16 protein-coding genes are annotated in these 14,471 nt (G+C 75.5%); 8 read left to right on the top strand and 8 right to left on the bottom strand.

Annotated elements, in window-relative coordinates; genetic code table 11:
* The first annotated feature begins 59 nt into the window (after positions 1–59).
* Positions 60–887, top strand: coding sequence for a BtpA/SgcQ family protein (locus DVK06_RS00560; protein ID WP_121598928.1), 828 nt, complete (start codon positions 60–62; stop codon positions 885–887).
* A gap of 34 nt (positions 888–921) precedes the next feature.
* On the opposite strand, the gene DVK06_RS00555 is transcribed toward DVK06_RS00560, so the two are convergent.
* Genes DVK06_RS00555 through DVK06_RS18840 form a run of 5 tightly spaced genes read right to left on the bottom strand, consistent with a single transcriptional unit; the run spans position 922 to position 3,906 of the window.
* A complete protein-coding gene (locus DVK06_RS00555) occupies positions 922–2,082 on the bottom strand; it encodes a carbohydrate kinase family protein (RefSeq protein ID WP_121598927.1) in 1,161 nt (386 codons plus the stop codon).
* Positions 2,079–2,591, bottom strand: a complete 513-nt coding sequence (locus tag DVK06_RS00550) for a nucleoside deaminase (protein WP_121598926.1) — start codon at positions 2,589–2,591, stop codon at positions 2,079–2,081. Before DVK06_RS00550 ends, DVK06_RS00555 begins: the two co-directional genes overlap by 4 nt.
* 24 nt (positions 2,592–2,615) lie before the next feature.
* Entirely contained in the window at positions 2,616–2,933 is a 318-nt protein-coding gene (locus DVK06_RS00545) for a hypothetical protein (protein WP_121598925.1), read from the bottom strand.
* Between the two features lie 12 nt (positions 2,934–2,945).
* A complete protein-coding gene (locus DVK06_RS00540; protein ID WP_121598924.1) occupies positions 2,946–3,704 on the bottom strand; it encodes a Rho termination factor N-terminal domain-containing protein in 759 nt (252 codons plus the stop codon).
* Between the two features lie 25 nt (positions 3,705–3,729).
* The gene (locus DVK06_RS18840) at positions 3,730–3,906 is read right to left on the bottom strand and encodes a hypothetical protein (protein WP_199236358.1); all 177 of its coding nucleotides are present in this window, start codon (positions 3,904–3,906) and stop codon (positions 3,730–3,732) included.
* Between the two features lie 142 nt (positions 3,907–4,048).
* Here DVK06_RS18840 and DVK06_RS00535 point away from each other — a divergent pair, with 142 nt between their 5' ends.
* From DVK06_RS00535 to DVK06_RS00520, 4 genes are all read left to right on the top strand, one after another.
* Positions 4,049–5,005 (top strand): permease, encoded by a 957-nt coding sequence (locus DVK06_RS00535; protein WP_121598923.1) that lies wholly within the window; start codon positions 4,049–4,051, stop codon positions 5,003–5,005.
* A gap of 57 nt (positions 5,006–5,062) precedes the next feature.
* Positions 5,063–6,007 carry a PHP domain-containing protein gene (locus DVK06_RS00530; protein ID WP_121598922.1) on the top strand — a complete coding sequence of 315 codons (945 nt, stop codon included), beginning with the start codon at positions 5,063–5,065 and terminating at the stop codon, positions 6,005–6,007.
* A 124-nt stretch (positions 6,008–6,131) separates the two neighbouring features.
* Positions 6,132–7,385 (top strand): gephyrin-like molybdotransferase Glp, encoded by a 1,254-nt coding sequence (gene glp, locus DVK06_RS00525; RefSeq protein ID WP_121598921.1) that lies wholly within the window; start codon positions 6,132–6,134, stop codon positions 7,383–7,385.
* Positions 7,382–9,409 (top strand): molybdopterin biosynthesis protein, encoded by a 2,028-nt coding sequence (locus DVK06_RS00520; RefSeq protein WP_121598920.1) that lies wholly within the window; start codon positions 7,382–7,384, stop codon positions 9,407–9,409. The genes glp and DVK06_RS00520 overlap by 4 nt, the downstream gene beginning before the upstream one ends.
* On the opposite strand, the gene DVK06_RS00515 is transcribed toward DVK06_RS00520, so the two are convergent.
* The 3 genes from DVK06_RS00515 to DVK06_RS00505 all read right to left on the bottom strand — a co-directional run bounded on the left by DVK06_RS00515 (position 9,379) and on the right by DVK06_RS00505 (position 12,611).
* Complete coding sequence (locus DVK06_RS00515; protein ID WP_121598919.1) at positions 9,379–9,876, bottom strand: PaaI family thioesterase; 498 nt, start codon at positions 9,874–9,876, stop codon at positions 9,379–9,381. The genes DVK06_RS00520 and DVK06_RS00515 overlap by 31 nt on opposite strands.
* A 75-nt stretch (positions 9,877–9,951) precedes the next feature.
* The gene (locus DVK06_RS00510; RefSeq protein WP_121598918.1) at positions 9,952–10,935 is read right to left on the bottom strand and encodes a hypothetical protein; all 984 of its coding nucleotides are present in this window, start codon (positions 10,933–10,935) and stop codon (positions 9,952–9,954) included.
* Entirely contained in the window at positions 10,932–12,611 is a 1,680-nt protein-coding gene (locus DVK06_RS00505) for a histidine kinase N-terminal 7TM domain-containing protein (RefSeq protein ID WP_053772086.1), read from the bottom strand. Before DVK06_RS00505 ends, DVK06_RS00510 begins: the two co-directional genes overlap by 4 nt.
* Before the next feature lie 135 nt (positions 12,612–12,746).
* Here DVK06_RS00505 and DVK06_RS00500 point away from each other — a divergent pair, with 135 nt between their 5' ends.
* The 3 genes from DVK06_RS00500 to DVK06_RS00490 all read left to right on the top strand — a co-directional run bounded on the left by DVK06_RS00500 (position 12,747) and on the right by DVK06_RS00490 (position 14,417).
* Positions 12,747–13,475 (top strand): lipoate--protein ligase family protein, encoded by a 729-nt coding sequence (locus DVK06_RS00500; protein ID WP_121598917.1) that lies wholly within the window; start codon positions 12,747–12,749, stop codon positions 13,473–13,475.
* A gap of 66 nt (positions 13,476–13,541) precedes the next feature.
* Complete coding sequence (locus tag DVK06_RS00495) at positions 13,542–13,940, top strand: 30S ribosomal protein S6e (RefSeq protein WP_121598916.1); 399 nt, start codon at positions 13,542–13,544, stop codon at positions 13,938–13,940.
* A 9-nt stretch (positions 13,941–13,949) separates the two neighbouring features.
* On the top strand, positions 13,950–14,417 hold the full coding sequence (locus DVK06_RS00490; RefSeq protein WP_053772083.1) for a hypothetical protein: 468 nt from the start codon (positions 13,950–13,952) through the stop codon (positions 14,415–14,417).
* Positions 14,418–14,471 lie beyond the last annotated feature (54 nt).

Below are 14,471 nucleotides of genomic sequence, written 5' to 3'. Positions count from 1 at the left end.
GGGCGCCGACCTAAACGCTGTGGGGAGGCTTTTGTCGGGGCGCCGCGTCGCTCCCGACGATGGAGTTCGAATCCACCTTCGGCACGGCCGCGCCGCTCCTCGGCATGGTGCATCTCCCGCCCCTCCCCGGAGCCCCCCGGGCGCCGGAAGACGGGCGCGCGGCGATGCGCGCGGCGATCGATCGGGCCGCGAGCGACGCGCGGGCGCTCGACCGCGGCGGCGTCGACGGCGTCGTGATCGAGAACTTCGGCGACGCGCCGTTCTACCCCGACGAGGTCCCGCCGCACGTCGTCGCGGGCGTGACCCGCGCCGCGACCGCGGTCGCGGCCGAGACCGACCTCCCGCTCGGGGTCAACGTCCTCCGGAACGACGCCGAGGCCGCCCTCTCCGTCGCCGCCGCGGTCGACGCCGACTTCGTCCGCGCGAACGTCCACACCGGCGCCCGCGTGACCGACCAGGGGATCCTCCAGGGGCGCGCCCACGAGACGCTCCGGCTCAGGGAGCGCCTCGGCGTCGACGTCGGCGTCTTCGCCGACACCGACGTGAAACACTCCGCGCCGCTGACGCCCGAGGGGTACACCGCCGAGTCGTTCGCCGACACCGCCGAGCGCGGCCTCGCCGACGCCGTCATCGCCTCCGGCTCGGGGACCGGCGAAGCGGTCGACGCCGGCGCGCTGGAGTCGGTCGTCGCGGAGCGCGAGCGCCACGGCCTCGACACGCCCGTCCTCGTCGGTAGCGGGGTCACCCCGGAGACCGTCGCGGACCTGCTCTCGATCGCCGACGGCGCGATCGTCGGCACCGCGCTCAAGGCGGGCGGCGAGACGACCGCCCCGGTCGACGCCGACCGCGTCGCGGACCTCGTCGCGGCCGCCGACGAGGCGCGGTAGCTCCCGCCGGCCGCCCCGCGCGCCCGCCCGGCCGCTACGGGTTCCCGTCGGGCCCGAACCCGCGCTCGGCGAGGAACGCCTCGACCTCGTCGCGGGTCGGGAGCCCGGGCTGCGTGAACCGGCTCGTGCAGTTGATCGCGGCGACGGCGGCCGCGAACCGGACGCCGGAAGCGACGGCCTCGCGGTCGGCCGAGGGCTCCCCCGGCTCGGCCGCTCCCCGCGGTTCCCCCGCGAGCCACCGGTCGATCAGCCCCGCGGTGAAGGCGTCGCCGGCGCCGGTCGCGTCGACCGTCTCGACGTCGAACGCGTCGAACCGGGACGCCTCGCCGCCGGCGACGGCCGTCATCCCGTCCGCCCCGCGCGTGAGGACGGCGCGGGGCCACGTCGGGGCGCGGCGCGACAGGGTCCCGGGCCCGGCCTCGGAGTCGGCCGCCCGACGCTGCGCGGCCGCGACCCGCTCGACCGCGGCCGCCGCCGAGCCGAAGAACGCCCGGGCGGCGACGCCGTCCGCGACGAACAGGTCGGCGCGGTGGAGGAACCGGTGGATCGTCGTCGGCTCGGTGCCGCGCCCGACCAGCTCTTCGACGGCCCCGGAGAGGTCGAAGACGAGCGCTGGCGGGGCGTCGCCCGAGTCGGGCGAGGGCGCGCCGTCGGCCCCCGAGGCAGAGCGCTCCCGGAGCGACTCCACCCGGTCGAGGATCCGCCGCGCCGCGCGGTCGGGCGCGTAGGCGGTGAGGAAGACGACGTCGGCGTCCGCCATCGCCGCGAGCGCGTCCGCGCCCGGACGGAGCCCGCGGAAGCTCTCGCCCGCGGTGACGATGGCGCGCTCCCCGTCGGGGTCGCGGAGGATGAGCGAGCGCGTGTGGGCGGCGTCGCCGACGGCGACGTGGGTCCCGTCGACGCCGGTCTCGTCGAGGTACGCCAGCGCGCGGCGCCCGTACTCGTCGTCGCCGACGCGGCTGACGAGGCCGGCGTCGCGGCCGAGGCGGTCCAGCGCGACCGCGACGTTGGCGCCGACGCCCCCGAACGCGGAGGTGACCTCGTCGGCGAACGCGCCGCCGTCCGGCTCCGGGAGGTTGCTGACCGCGTACCACTCGTCGATGGCCGCGGCGCCGACGGAGAGGACGGCGGGGGTCTCGTCGGCCGCGCGGTCGTCGGCATCGCCCCCGCCGCCCGCGTGCGGTCCCGTCGTCACGACTCGCGGAAGAAGTCGTCGTGGACCGCCATCGCGGACTCGACGGCGACCGGTCCCTCGACGGTCGTGTCGCCGTCGGCGCGCCGGATCACCTCCTCGAGGGGGATCGGCACCACGTCGCCGGAGAGCTCGCCGAGGGTCTCGCCGTCGACGCCGAAGACGACCCGCCCGACGACCGCGTAGTGGATCGCCGTCGCGCACATCGGGCACGGCTCCGTGCTGGCGTACATCGTACAGGCCGCCAGCTCGTCGGCGTCGAGCTCGCGAGCCGCCCAGCGCGCGAGGGTCAACTCGGGGTGGGCCGCCACGTCGCCCTCGGTCCGCGTCTCGTTGTGGGCCTCGCCGACGACCTCGCCGTCGACGACGAGCAGCGCGCCGAACGGCGTGTTGCCGGCCTCGACCGCCTCCTCTGAGAGCCTGATCGCTCGCTCGACGTACTCCCGGTCGGTCGGATCCTCGGGGAGGTCGTCAGGGGACCGGAACTCGCCGTCGCCGGACGCGTCTGTCATACGCCCCTGTTCGCCCCCGGGTACCTAACGGTTGGTACCGCCCCCGTCGGACGGCTTCGTGCGGTCGTCGTCCGGGGCGCGCCCGCCGCCGTCCGCGTCGTCCGGAGTCCCCGCGTCCTGTGACCGCCGCACGTCGCGGAGGGCGTCGACCGCGTCGTCGGTGGCGCTCGCGGTGCGCGTCTCGGTCGCTCCGGCGGGGTCGAGCCCGTCCGGCTCGTCGCCGTCGCTCGCGTCTCCGTCGTCGTCGCCGCTCGCTCCCGCCTCGTCGTCCGATTCGCCCGCGTCGGTCGCGTCGTCGTCCGCGCCGAAGAGCCACGCGCGGAGCGCGTCGATGAATCCCATGTGTGGTCCTCGTCAGTAGTTCCGGAACAGCAGCGCGCGCACGTCGTCTTTCGTGCGCGCCGTCTCGACGCTCCCGTCCGGGAGGTCGACCTCGTACCGCGCGTCGCCGTCCGCCTCGCGCCACTTGTCCGCGTGGGTGTCGAGGAGGCTCATCATCGCGTCCAGCTGGCCGGCGCCGCCGTCGTCGCTCCCGCCCGCCGGGTCCTCGCTCGCGTCGCCGTCGTCGTCAGCCTCAGTCCTGTCGCCGCCGTCGTCGTCCGCATCAGCTCCGTCGTCGTCTTCGGTCGCTCCGCTTCCGTCGACGGCGTCGTCCGCGCCGTCCGCGGCGTCGTCGATGTCGACGTCCACGCGCGAGAACGGGTCCGCGGCGAGGGCGGCCGCCGCGTCGAGGATAGCGTCGATCAGCTCGTCTTTCGTCATCTCGCTGCGGCCGGTGACCTCGAAGGCGGCGGCGATGTCGGACAGGTCCATCGGGTCGTCCGGGTCCGGGTCGCCGCGGCGGCGGTTCCGCGCCGCCAGCAGCTCCCGGGCGCGGGCGCGGTCGAATGGCGCGGCGTCGCCCGCGGCCGCCGGCCGCTCGCTGCCGTCGTCGTCGGTCGCCGGCGCCGCGACGCGGTCCGGGTCGTCGACGGCGTCCGCGAGGTCGAGCAGGTACGCGAGCGCGTCCTCGCGGTCGACGGAGGCGTACGGGCCGGCGTGGGCCGCGGCCAGCTCCGCGCGGAGCGCTTCGATCCGGTCGGCGTGGTCCTCGGAAATGTCGAGCGTGGGCATGGTGTGGGTGGGGTCCTGTCGACCGCTACTGGTCCTCCTCGAAGCGCGCGAGCGCGTCCGCCCAGCTCTCGGCGAACCGCGGATCGCCGGAGTGGTCGGCCTCGACGTCGGCGTAGCCGCACTCCTCGCAGGCGACGGCGGTGGCGGCACCAAGCGACAGCGACGACAGCGCGGCGCCGCAGCGGGGGCACTCGGGCGTCACGGATTCTCGCGTGGAACCTCGTCGCCCGCGGTGAAAAACGCACGGGTCGGCGGGGTCGACCGCCGACCGCTCCGGTCGAGCGCCGCCGCCCGGCCGGGACCGCCGGGGTAACAGTCATTACACTCGGCGGAAACGTTCGCGTATGAGCGAAGCGGACGCAGAGAACGTCCTCATCGAGTACTACCGCCGATACGTCGGCGACCCGGACCGGACGATCGACGTGTACGCGGGGTTCGGGCTGTTCTCCGCCGGAATCTCCCTCGGGGTGATCGGAGTCGTCGTGTTCCTCTACAGCGCGACGCTGGACCCGACCGCGCTCTCGACGTACGCGGTCCGCGAGGTCGCAGCCGTCGCCGCCGCGGCCGGGCTCCCCGCCCTGCTGTTCGGCATCGTCGTCCTCCTCCCGGTCGACCGCCGAATGCTGTACCTGGCGGGCGTCGGCGTCGCGATCACCCTCGTCGGCACCGCCGCGTTCACCTGGGCGTACCCGCGCAACTGGAACGTCGTCGCAAACCCCGACTACAGCGCGCAGATCGTCGCGGGCTACACTCTCGGGCTGGTCGCGGTCATCGGCGCGACGGGCGGTGCCTTGGTCGCTCACCGCGTCGAGCGCGCCGCGGGCGGCGCGGTCGAGGGCGGCGCGGTCGAGGGCGGCGCGTCCGAGGCCGGGAGCGGCGCCGCGGAGGCGGGCGGCGGGTCCGGCTCGGACGCCGGCGGCGACGGCGAGGCGGTCACCGAGGAGTCGGTCCGCGCCGACATCGAGCGCGAGCTGTCGGACGCGGAGCTGACGTGGGGCGGCGTCGAGCGCTCCGAGACGCGCCGGCTCGAACTGAACACGAGCGCGGTCGACGACGCGGACGTCGACGCCGAGAAGCTGGCGGGTTCCGCGACCGAGACGCGGACGACCTCCGGCGCGGTCAACGACGCGGTCTCGGAGCTGAAGGGGCTCCAGGGCGGCGACGTGAAGACCGACAGCGGGCAGGGGACCGACGACCAGGCCGCGAAGCTCCGCGAGCTGCGCGAACAGCAGCGGAAGGAGGCCGAGGAGGCCGACGAGGACGAATCGGTCGTCGACAGGATCAAGGGGCTGTTCGGGTGAGCGCGTCGGCCCGCCGTCGTTCCTCCATTTTTATACCTCCCGCCGCGTAGGACGGGCGTGTCCAGCGTCACCGTCAGCATCGACCCGCACGTCCACTCGGAGGGGAGCTACGACGGCCACGAGCCCGTCGAGCTAATCTTAGAACACGCGGCCGAGATCGGCCTCGACGCGGTCGTCGTCACCGACCACGACGTGATCCGGGAGTCGAAGCGCGCGGCCGAGATCGCCCCCGAGTACGGGCTGATCGGGATCCCCGGCGTGGAGGTGTCGACCGCGCACGGCCACCTGCTCGCGGTCGGCGTCGACCGGATGCCGCCCCGCGGGCGCCCCTACGCCGAGACGGTCCGCTGGGTCCGCGACCGTGGCGGCGTCGCGATCGTCCCCCACCCGTTCCAGCGCTCGCGCCACGGCGTCCGCCAGCGCAACATCCCGACGCCCGGCCCGGCCGACGAGGCGGCGGCGACCCCCGACCCGGCCGGCGAGGCGCCGGGCGAGGCGGCCGGGTCGGAGGCTCCCCAACTGAGGCCGAACGGCGGGGCGACCTCCGAACCGGGGGCGGCCACCGAGGTCGACGCCATCGAGGTGTTCAACGCGTGGCTGTTCACCGGGTACCGGAACCGCCGCGCGCGGCGGTTCGCGGCGGAACACGGCTACCCCGGCGTTGCCGCGAGCGACGCGCACCACCTCCAGTACGTCGGGCGGGCGTACACCGACCTGACGATCGAGGGCGCCGAGTCGGTCCGCGAGGTCACTGCCGACGACGTGCTGACGGCGATCCGCCGCGGCACGACGACGGTCGAGGGGCGACGCGCGCCGATCCGGATGGCGGCGAAACACTACGTCGGCGCGGCCGGGCGGCGGTCGGCCTACTATGCGCGGACCGGCGCCGCGCGGGGCGCGCGCGCCACCAAGCGGACCGCGGTCGACGGCGCCGTCGCCGCGAAGGTGGCCGCGCTCCAGTCGGCCCACCGCACCCGGCGCCTCCTCTCCTGGTTCGCCTGACGGACGGCGCGGAGCGACGGAGCGGCACAGCGTCGGAGCGGCGCGAAGCGGTCGGCGGCCGGAGACGACGGCGCCCGCGCCCGCGGAGAACGGGGTTTTTGCCCGCGGCCGCGAATGTGATCCCATGAGCCACGACAGACGCGAGTCCGGGTTCAAGCGGCGGACCCGGGTCGCGGACGCGAGGGCGACGCTGCTCGACGCCGTCACGCCCCACGACCGGACGGAGTCGGTCCCGGTCGGAGCGGCGGACGGCCGCGTCGTCGCCGAACCGATCGACGCGCCCGCGCCGGTGCCGGGGTACGACCGGGCCGCGATGGACGGGTACGCGGTCCGCGCGAGCGACACCTTCGGCGCCGGCGACCGCTCGCCCGCGGTCCTCGCGGCCAAGCCCGCCGAGGCCGACGCCGTCGCGCCCGGCGAAGCCGCGCGCGTCCACACCGGCAGCGCGGTCCCCGAGGGCGCGGACGCGGTGGTGATGGTCGAACAGGTCGAGTCGGTCGGCGACGAGGTCGAGGTGTTCGACGCGGTCGCGACCGGCGAGAACGTCGGCGAGGCCGGCGAGGACGTCGCGGACGGGCAGCGCCTCTACGAGCCCGGCCACGTCCTGCGCCCCTCCGACCTCGGCCTGTTGCGCTCGGTCGGCCTCGACGAGGTGACGGTCCGGGAACCGCCCGAAGTCGCCGTCATTCCGACCGGCGAGGAGCTCGTCGAGTCCGACCCCGGCCCCGGCGAGGTGATCGAGACGAACGGCCTCACCGTCTCCCGGCTCGTCGAGCGCTGGGGCGGCGAGGCCCGGTACCGCGACGTGGTCACCGACGACCCGGACGCGCTCCGCGAGGCGGTCGCGGCCGACCTCGACGCCGACGTGGTCGTCACCACCGGCGGCTCCTCGGTCGGCGAACGGGACCTGATCCCCGAGGTCGTCGACGGCCTCGGCGAGGTGCTCGTCCACGGCGTCGCCCTGAAGCCGGGCCACCCGGTCTGCCTCGGGGTGGCCGAGGGGACGCCGATCGTCTCGCTGCCCGGCTACCCGGTCGCGTGCATCGTCAACGCGGCGCAGTTCCTCCGGCCCGCGCTGAAGCGGGCGGGCGGGACCGACGCCGACCCGTTCCCGACGCGCCGCGCGACGCTCGACCGGAAGGTCGCGAGCGAGCCCGGCGTGCGGACGTTCGCGCGGGTGTCGCTCTCCGAGCCCGACGAGGCCGAGGCGACTGACGGCGACGACGCTCTCCCGACCGCGACGCCGACGCGCGCGAGCGGCTCGGGGATCCTCTCCAGCGTCGCGCTCGCCGAGGGGTGGGTCGTCGTCCCCGAGCCGCGGGAGGGGCTCGACGCCGGCGAGCCCGTCGACGTCGAGCTCTGGGAGGTGACCGAATGAGCGACCGCAAGGAGTTCCGCGACCTCGCGACCCCCGAGGCCGCCCGCGAGGCGATCGCGTCGCTCGACCTCTCGCCCGCGCCGGAGACGGTCCCGCTGCGGGAGGCGCGCGGGCGCGTCCTCGCCGAGCGCGTCGACGCCGCCGTCGACGTGCCGGGGTTCGACCGCGCCTCGATGGACGGGTACGCGGTGCGGGCGCGCGACACCTTCGGCGCCGACGAGGCCGACCCGGCAGAGCTCGACCTGGTCGGCGCGGTCCACGCGGGCGCGGAGCCGGACGTGACCGTCGAACCGGGGACCTGCGCCGAGATATCCACGGGCGCGGTGATGCCCGACGGCGCCGACGCGGTCGTGATGGTCGAGCGGACGGACGAGGTCGGCGGGGACGATGCCGGCGACGGGGACGGCTCCGCCCGAATCGCGGTCCGCACGTCGGTCGCGCCGGGCGACCACGTGATGCCCGCGGGGACCGACATCGCCGCCGGCGCTAGGGCGCTCGGCCCCGGGACGCGGCTGACGCCCCGCGAGATCGGGCTGCTGTCGGCGCTCGGCGTCGACGAGGTCCCGGTCGAGGGGCGCCCGCGCGTCGGCATCGTCTCGACCGGCGACGAGCTCGTCCGCCCGGGCGAGGAGCTCGACCCCGAGCGCGGCGAGATATACGACGTGAACTCGACGACGATCGCGGCGGGCGTCGAGGAGGCCGGCGGCGAGCCCGTCCTCTACCCGCACGCCGGCGACGACTACGCGGAGATGGAACGGCTGCTCCGCCGCGCGGCCGACGAGTGCGACCTGGTGCTCTCCTCGGGGTCGACCTCCGCGAGCGCGGTCGACGTCATCTACCGCGTGATCGAGGCGCGCGGCGAGCTCCTCCTCCACGGCGTCGCGGTCAAGCCCGGCAAGCCGATGCTCGTCGGGCGGCTCGACCGCACCGACGAGGCGGACGACTCACGGGGCGCCGAGTCGGCGTACATCGGGCTCCCGGGGTACCCGGTCTCGGCGCTCACCATCTTCCGGACGTTCGTCGCGCCCGCGATCCGCGAGGCGGCCGGGCGGGACGAGCCCGCGACCGCGACCGTCGAGGGCCGGATGGGCGTCGGGGAGCGGTACGGCGAGGGGCGCCTGCGGCTGATGCCCGTCGGCCTGCTCGACCTGGACGACGGCAATCGCCCGCTCGTCTACCCGGTCGACAAGGGGTCGGGGGCGACGACGAGCCTCGTCGAGGCGGACGGCGTCGTCGCGGTCGACCCCGACACGGAGTACCTCGACGCCGGCGAGACGGTCTCGGTCGACCTGTTCTCGCCCGACGTGCGCCCGCCGACGCTGCTCGGCGTCGGCGAGGACGACCCCGCGCTCAACCGCCTGCTCGACCGGCTCGCGAACCCGCGGTACCTCGCCGTCGGCTCTCGCGAGGGGCTCCGCCGGCTCCGGGACGGCGTCCCCGACGTGGCCGTGACCGCGGGCCCGACCGACCGCGACGTCGACGCCGCGGTCCTCGGCGGCTGGACCCGTGAGTGGGGGCTCGTCGTCCCCGAGGGCAACCCGGACGACGTGAGCGGGCTCGCGGACCTCGTCGACCGCGACCTCCGCCTCCGCAACCGCCCGACCGTCTCGGGGCTCCGGCGCAGCCTCGACGCGGCGCTCGACGACCTCGCGAACGACCGCGACGCCGACCGCCGCGACCTCGCCGAGCGGATCGACGGCTACGAGCGGACCGCGAAGGCGTTCGAGAGCCCGGTCCGCGCCGTCGTCGCCGGCGACGCGGACGCCGGGCTGGGCCTGCGCGAGACGGCGGAGCGGCTCGGCTGTGACTTCGTCTCGCTCGGCGAGCAGTCGGTCGCCGTGCGGGCCGCCCCCGACCGCGCGGACCGCGAGCCGGTCGCGGCGCTGGCGGCGGCGCTCGGCACGGGCGCCGGAGACGGCGCGGACGCCGACGACGACGCGGCCGTCGACGAGGCCGGGCCGGCCCTCGACGCGATCCTGGCCGACCGCCCGGGCTACTCGCGGAACAGCCGGAACGAGCCCTGACCGACGACGACCTCCGACCGGTCCCCGTCGTTCGCGTCGTCGTCCGCGGCCGCCTCGCCCCCGTTTCCGGCGGTGGTGACCGTCATCTCGCTGACGCCGATCGAGCCGCCCGCCCGCACCACCTCGGCCTCCGCGCGGAGGTCGCCGTTCGCGGGGCGGAGGTAGTTCGCGTTGAGGTTCACCGTCGCCACGCCGCCGTCGAGCGGGTCATCGAACGTCGTGCGCTGAGCCACGCCGCCGGCCGTGTCGATCAGCGTCGCCGCCACGCCGCCGTGGATCGTCCGCCCGTCCGCGTTGGTGAGCTTGTCGTCGAAGGGGACCGAGAGGACGACGCGGCCGCGTTCGATCGTCTCGACCGACGTGTTCAGCCACGAGAGGTAGCCGTGCTCGTCCTCCAACTTCCGCTCGACGAACTCGATCGCCGCGTCGGGCAGCGGGTCCATCTCGGCGATGTCCGTGCGGTCCATGTTCCCGGGCAGACGCCGGGCCGGCTTGTACCCCCCGGAAACGCGAGACAACCGGCCGGCGATTCCCGCCGCCGCTCACCCGACGCCGAGGCGGATCGGGTCGCCGCTCGGGACGACCTCGACCGTCACCGGCTCGCCGACGGCGAACTCGCGGTCCGGACAGACCACCTTGACGCCGAACCGGTCGGTCCGCGACGCGAGCAGTGACAGTCCGACGACGCGCTCGCCGTTCGCGAGGACGTCGACGGCGTCCCACTCGACGCGCGGCGCGCCGCCCGCCGCCTCGTGGTCGGCCGCGGTACCGATCCGCGTGCCGAGCAGCGACACCGCGTCGCCCGGTCCGAGCGAGCCGCCGCCCGCGCCGTCCGCCGGCCTCGGGGCGTGCGCGAACGTTCCGCCGCCCGCGTAGTGCGTCAGCCCGCCGTCGAGCGGGACGCCCTCGTCGCTCGCGAGCGCGGCGAACGCCGGCCCGGCCCCGGAGCGGCGCGGCCCGTCGAGGACGACGTGGGCCGGCCCGCGCTCGACGACGGCGCCCGTCCCGTCCCAGGCGACCGGCTCGACCGGGGCGTCGACGGCGACCGGGAGGGATCCGCTGGCCCGGAGGGGGTCCGCGCCCGGGGCCCGGAAGCCGAGGTGGACGTGGTCGTCGACCCACTGGCCGAAGAAGCCGGAGCGCGTCGTCGGGCCGAGCGCGTCCCCGACGGCGACCCGGTCTCCGGGTTCCACCTCGGGGATCACGTGGAGGATCCGCGCGACGGTTCCCGGGGGCACGCCCGCCCGCGCGCACCACCCCTCGTCGAGGTCGACGACGATCAGGTGGTCCTCCGCGGCCGCGTACGGGCGGTCCGGACAGCCGACGGTACGGACGTGACTCACGACCCCGGCGACCGGCGAGCGGCCGACGCCGTCGCCCGGATAGAGGTCGACGGCGCGGCCGCGGTCGTGGGCCGGGTACGGGGAGTTGAACCGCGAGAACTTCTCGTACCGGCGGACGACCTCGCCGGGGAGCGCGACGGTCGTCCCGGCCGGGTCGGCTCCTTCGGTCTGCGGTCCGGTCACGCGTCCGCCGCCTCCATCCCCTCGACGAGGAACTCCGCCCCGCCGGCGTCGGACTCGGCGACCGAGAGCGACCACCCGTGCGCCTCGACGATGTCGCCGACGATGGCCAGCCCCAGGCCGGTCCCGCCGCCGAGCGACACGCCGCGCTCGGTGACGCGCTCGCGCTCGGCCGCGGGGACCCCGGGACCGTCGTCGCCGACCGCCAGCGCGACCCGGTCGCCGTCGGCCTCGATCGAGACGGTGACGGCGACGTCCTCGCCCGCGTGGTCGACGGCGTTGCGGAACAGGTTCGAGACCAGCTGTTCGAGGCGGTCGCGGTCCGCCAGCACCGTCGCGTCGCCGCCCTCGACGGTCAGGGTCGCCTCGGCGGTCTCCAACCGCGACCAGACGCGCCGCACCGTCCCGTCGAGCGAGACGCGGTCGAGCTCGTCGACCGTCTCGCCGGCGGTCGCCAGCGCGAGCAGCCCCTCGATCATGTCGTCCATCCGCTCGTGGGCGTTCGCCGCCCGCTCCAAGGCGCCGTCGGGATCGTCGCCGCGCTGGCGGGCCAGTTCGACGCCCGCCGACGCGGCGGCGAGCGGGTTGCGCAGGTCGTGGGAGACGACGCCGGCGAACTCCTCTAAGCGCTCGTTCTGCCGTTCGAGCTCGGCCTCTCGGCGCTCCAGCTCGGCCTGGCGCTCCTCGCGGGCGGTCACGTCGCGCAGCAGGAAGACGTGGCCGCGGTCGGTCCCCCGGGGGTCGGTGATCGGGTTCTCCTGGATGTCGAACTGCCGGCCGTCGATGGCGATCGGGTGTTCGACGCCGACCTCCAGGCGCGGGAACACCTCCGACAGCGAGGACCCGACCGCGTCCGGCGGGAGGATCGCCTCGGCGGCGGGGTTCAGGTCGCGGATGCGCCCGTCGGAGCCGGAGACGATCACGGGGTCCTGCATCACCTCGACGGCGGTGTCGCGCGCGACGACCGCCGCGTCGAGGGTGCCGAGCCAGAAGACGGTCCCGTAGAGGAACACGCCGTGGATCACGAACGCCGTCGGCAGCCACGAGAGGTTCGCGTAGCTCCCCACGTCGACGAACGTCGCGATGCCGGCCAGGAACGGGAACAGCGTGCCGAGCAGGACGACGAACGTCTGGAGCCGGTACCGGTTCCCCGTCCGTTCGTAGAGGTCGACGACGAGGAACGCGCCGGCGACGCACAGCCCGTACGCGAGGAGGACGAACAGGCCCCCGGCGGGACCGAGCCCGTAGCCGAGCAGCGTGAACGGACCCTCCGTCACCGGCGCCACGGAGCGGCGGGCGAGGCCGTGGGTGGCGCTCGACCACGCGAGCAGAACCCAGACGAACGCGGGGGTCGCGAGCGCGACGATCCGGTTCTCCGTCCGCCAGCGGTCGTGGCCGGTGAACGCCAGGGCGAAGAGAGTCCAGAGCACGGGGAGCGCGCCCATGAGCGGCGTCGACAGGTTGAGCGCGACCCTCATCGCGACCTCGCCGGGCGCGGCGACCCGGAGGGCGTACAGGAGCGAGGCGCCGCCGCCGCACAGGAGGTAGAGCGCGACCTCGATCCCGCCGGGCTCGTCGCGCTCCCGCCACGCGACCCGGCCGAGCCAGAGCCCGATGCCCCCCGCCAGCAGGCAGGCGGTCAGGTACGCTTGGACCGGAAGCGCGCCCAGATCGCTCATCGATACCTGTACCACTTCCAGGGCCGACAAAACTGTTGTGTCACGCGGTCGCCCCCGCGCCGCCCGAGACTTCGCCGTCGTCGCGCGGTCCCGCCCGGCGCAAGGGACTTGTGCGCCGCCCCCGTTCGGTCCGTTATGCGCGTCTTCAGAGGGGAGTTCGCGACGCCGGCCGCGGACCGGGAGCCGACGGCCGCCCTGCTCGCGTCGGCCGCGGACGGCGTCCCCGCGGTCCGCGTCACCGCGCCGCCGCGACAGGTCGCGTTCGGCCGGCGCGACGCCCGCGAGCCCGGGTTCGAGGCCGCGAAACGGGCGGCCGAGGCGGCGGGGTTCCCGCCGGTCGAGCGCGACGTCGGCGGCCGCGCGGTCGCGTACACGGGGGCGACGCTGTCGTTCGGCGTCGCGGTGCCGACCGGGGACGGCCGCGGGTCGATCGACGCGCGGTACGAGACGGCGACCGAGGCGCTCCGCGACGCGCTCCGCGACCTCGGCGCCGACGTGGTCCGCGGGGAGCCGCCGAACGCGTTCTGCCCCGGCGACCACTCCCTTCGGGTCGCCGACGGCGCCGGCGCCGCCAACGGGGGGAAGATCGCGGGGCTCGCCCAGCGCGTGCGCGCCGACGCGGCGCTCGTCGCGGGCGTCCTCGTCGTCTCCGCGGCGGACCCCGACCCGATCGCGCGGGCCACCGACCGCGTCTACGGCGCGCTCGACGTGCCGTTCGACCCCGCATCGGTCGGGAGCGTCGCGGACGCGGGCGGCCCGGACGACCCCGACGCCGTCGCTCGCGCCGTCGAGGCCGCGTTCGTCGAGGGCGCGTGGGGGGACGGCGCACGCGAGATCGTCCGCGTCGACGGGGCAGACGCCTGAGCGCGCCGCGGCCCGCGGTTCCGACGTTTCGACGTGCTTTTTATGCGCGGGCATCTGGGTTCGCGCATGGCCGAATTCAAAGTCGTCGTCGCCGACCCCGAGACCGGCGAGACGTTCCAGCGAGAGGTCGACGGACAGGACGCCAACCGATTCCTCGGTCGCGAACTCGGCGACGAGATCGGCGGCGACGCGGTCGGACTCCCCGAACACACCATCGAACTCACCGGCGGCTCCGACGAGACCGGACGCCCGATGCGCGAGGACGTCTCCGGCACCCGCCTGAAGGAGCTCCTCTTGGAGGGCGGCGTCGGCTTCGAGCCGTCCCGCGAGGGCGAGCGCAAGCGGATCACCGTCCGCGGCCGCGAGGTCGACGACGACATCGCGCAGATCAACGCCAGCGTCGTCGACGGCGACGGCGACGTGGCCGCCGCGCTCGGCGAGGGCGACGACGACGCCGACGAGTAAGGCGCCCCGATGCCTCGCGTTCCCTCCGACGGCGAGGACGTTTCCTCGATTCGCGTCTCGCTCGCCCGCAGCGGCGGCACTCGCCGCCCCTGCGTCAGGCTCCCGGACGACGACGCCCTCGACGGGCGCGTCGAGTCCGGCGCTTGCGACGCGCTCGGCGTGGGCGCGGGGGACGTGATCCGCGTCGTGATCGACCGCGAGGAGCGCCACGCGCGGGTCGCGGCCGACTCGAACGGGCGGCTGCTGCGCGGCGCGTACGACAACCGACGGCTCGCGCGCGAGGCCGGCGAGGGGACGAACCGCCTGGTCGAGTGGCTCGACGCGAACGGTCGGGAGCCCGGGGACAGCGTCGTCCTCGACGTGGTGGTGCCCGGCGAGCTGTACGGGCTGCGGATCCCGGGCGAGCGGACCCTGTACGACGCGAACCGGGGGCCGCGGTCGTCGCTCGCGGACATCGCCCGCGACCTCGACGGGTAGGACCACGGCGGCGTCGCGGCGACGGGTCGAATCGCTTATTCTCGCTCGGGTCCG

This window comes from Halorubrum sp. Atlit-28R, assembly GCF_003665955.1.
Lineage (GTDB): Archaea > Halobacteriota > Halobacteria > Halobacteriales > Haloferacaceae > Halorubrum > Halorubrum tropicale.
This window is presented reverse-complemented; position numbering and strand designations above follow the sequence as displayed.

What these genes read in the sequence shown, in the direction of transcription:
- DVK06_RS00560 (WP_121598928.1), top strand. Translation starts at nt 60, where the DNA reads ATGGAGTTCGAATCCACCTTCGGCACGGCCGCGCCGCTCCTCGGCATG.
- DVK06_RS00515 (WP_121598919.1), bottom strand. Translation starts at nt 9,876, where the DNA reads ATGGACCGCACGGACATCGCCGAGATGGACCCGCTGCCCGACGCGGCG.
- DVK06_RS00535 (WP_121598923.1), top strand. Translation starts at nt 4,049, where the DNA reads ATGAGCGAAGCGGACGCAGAGAACGTCCTCATCGAGTACTACCGCCGA.
- DVK06_RS00520 (WP_121598920.1), top strand. Translation starts at nt 7,382, where the DNA reads ATGAGCGACCGCAAGGAGTTCCGCGACCTCGCGACCCCCGAGGCCGCC.
- DVK06_RS00550 (WP_121598926.1), bottom strand. Translation starts at nt 2,591, where the DNA reads ATGACAGACGCGTCCGGCGACGGCGAGTTCCGGTCCCCTGACGACCTC.
- DVK06_RS00505 (WP_053772086.1), bottom strand. Translation starts at nt 12,611, where the DNA reads ATGAGCGATCTGGGCGCGCTTCCGGTCCAAGCGTACCTGACCGCCTGC.
- DVK06_RS00495 (WP_121598916.1), top strand. Translation starts at nt 13,542, where the DNA reads ATGGCCGAATTCAAAGTCGTCGTCGCCGACCCCGAGACCGGCGAGACG.
- glp (WP_121598921.1), top strand. Translation starts at nt 6,132, where the DNA reads ATGAGCCACGACAGACGCGAGTCCGGGTTCAAGCGGCGGACCCGGGTC.
- DVK06_RS00500 (WP_121598917.1), top strand. Translation starts at nt 12,747, where the DNA reads ATGCGCGTCTTCAGAGGGGAGTTCGCGACGCCGGCCGCGGACCGGGAG.
- DVK06_RS00545 (WP_121598925.1), bottom strand. Translation starts at nt 2,933, where the DNA reads ATGGGATTCATCGACGCGCTCCGCGCGTGGCTCTTCGGCGCGGACGAC.
- DVK06_RS00490 (WP_053772083.1), top strand. Translation starts at nt 13,950, where the DNA reads ATGCCTCGCGTTCCCTCCGACGGCGAGGACGTTTCCTCGATTCGCGTC.
- DVK06_RS00540 (WP_121598924.1), bottom strand. Translation starts at nt 3,704, where the DNA reads ATGCCCACGCTCGACATTTCCGAGGACCACGCCGACCGGATCGAAGCG.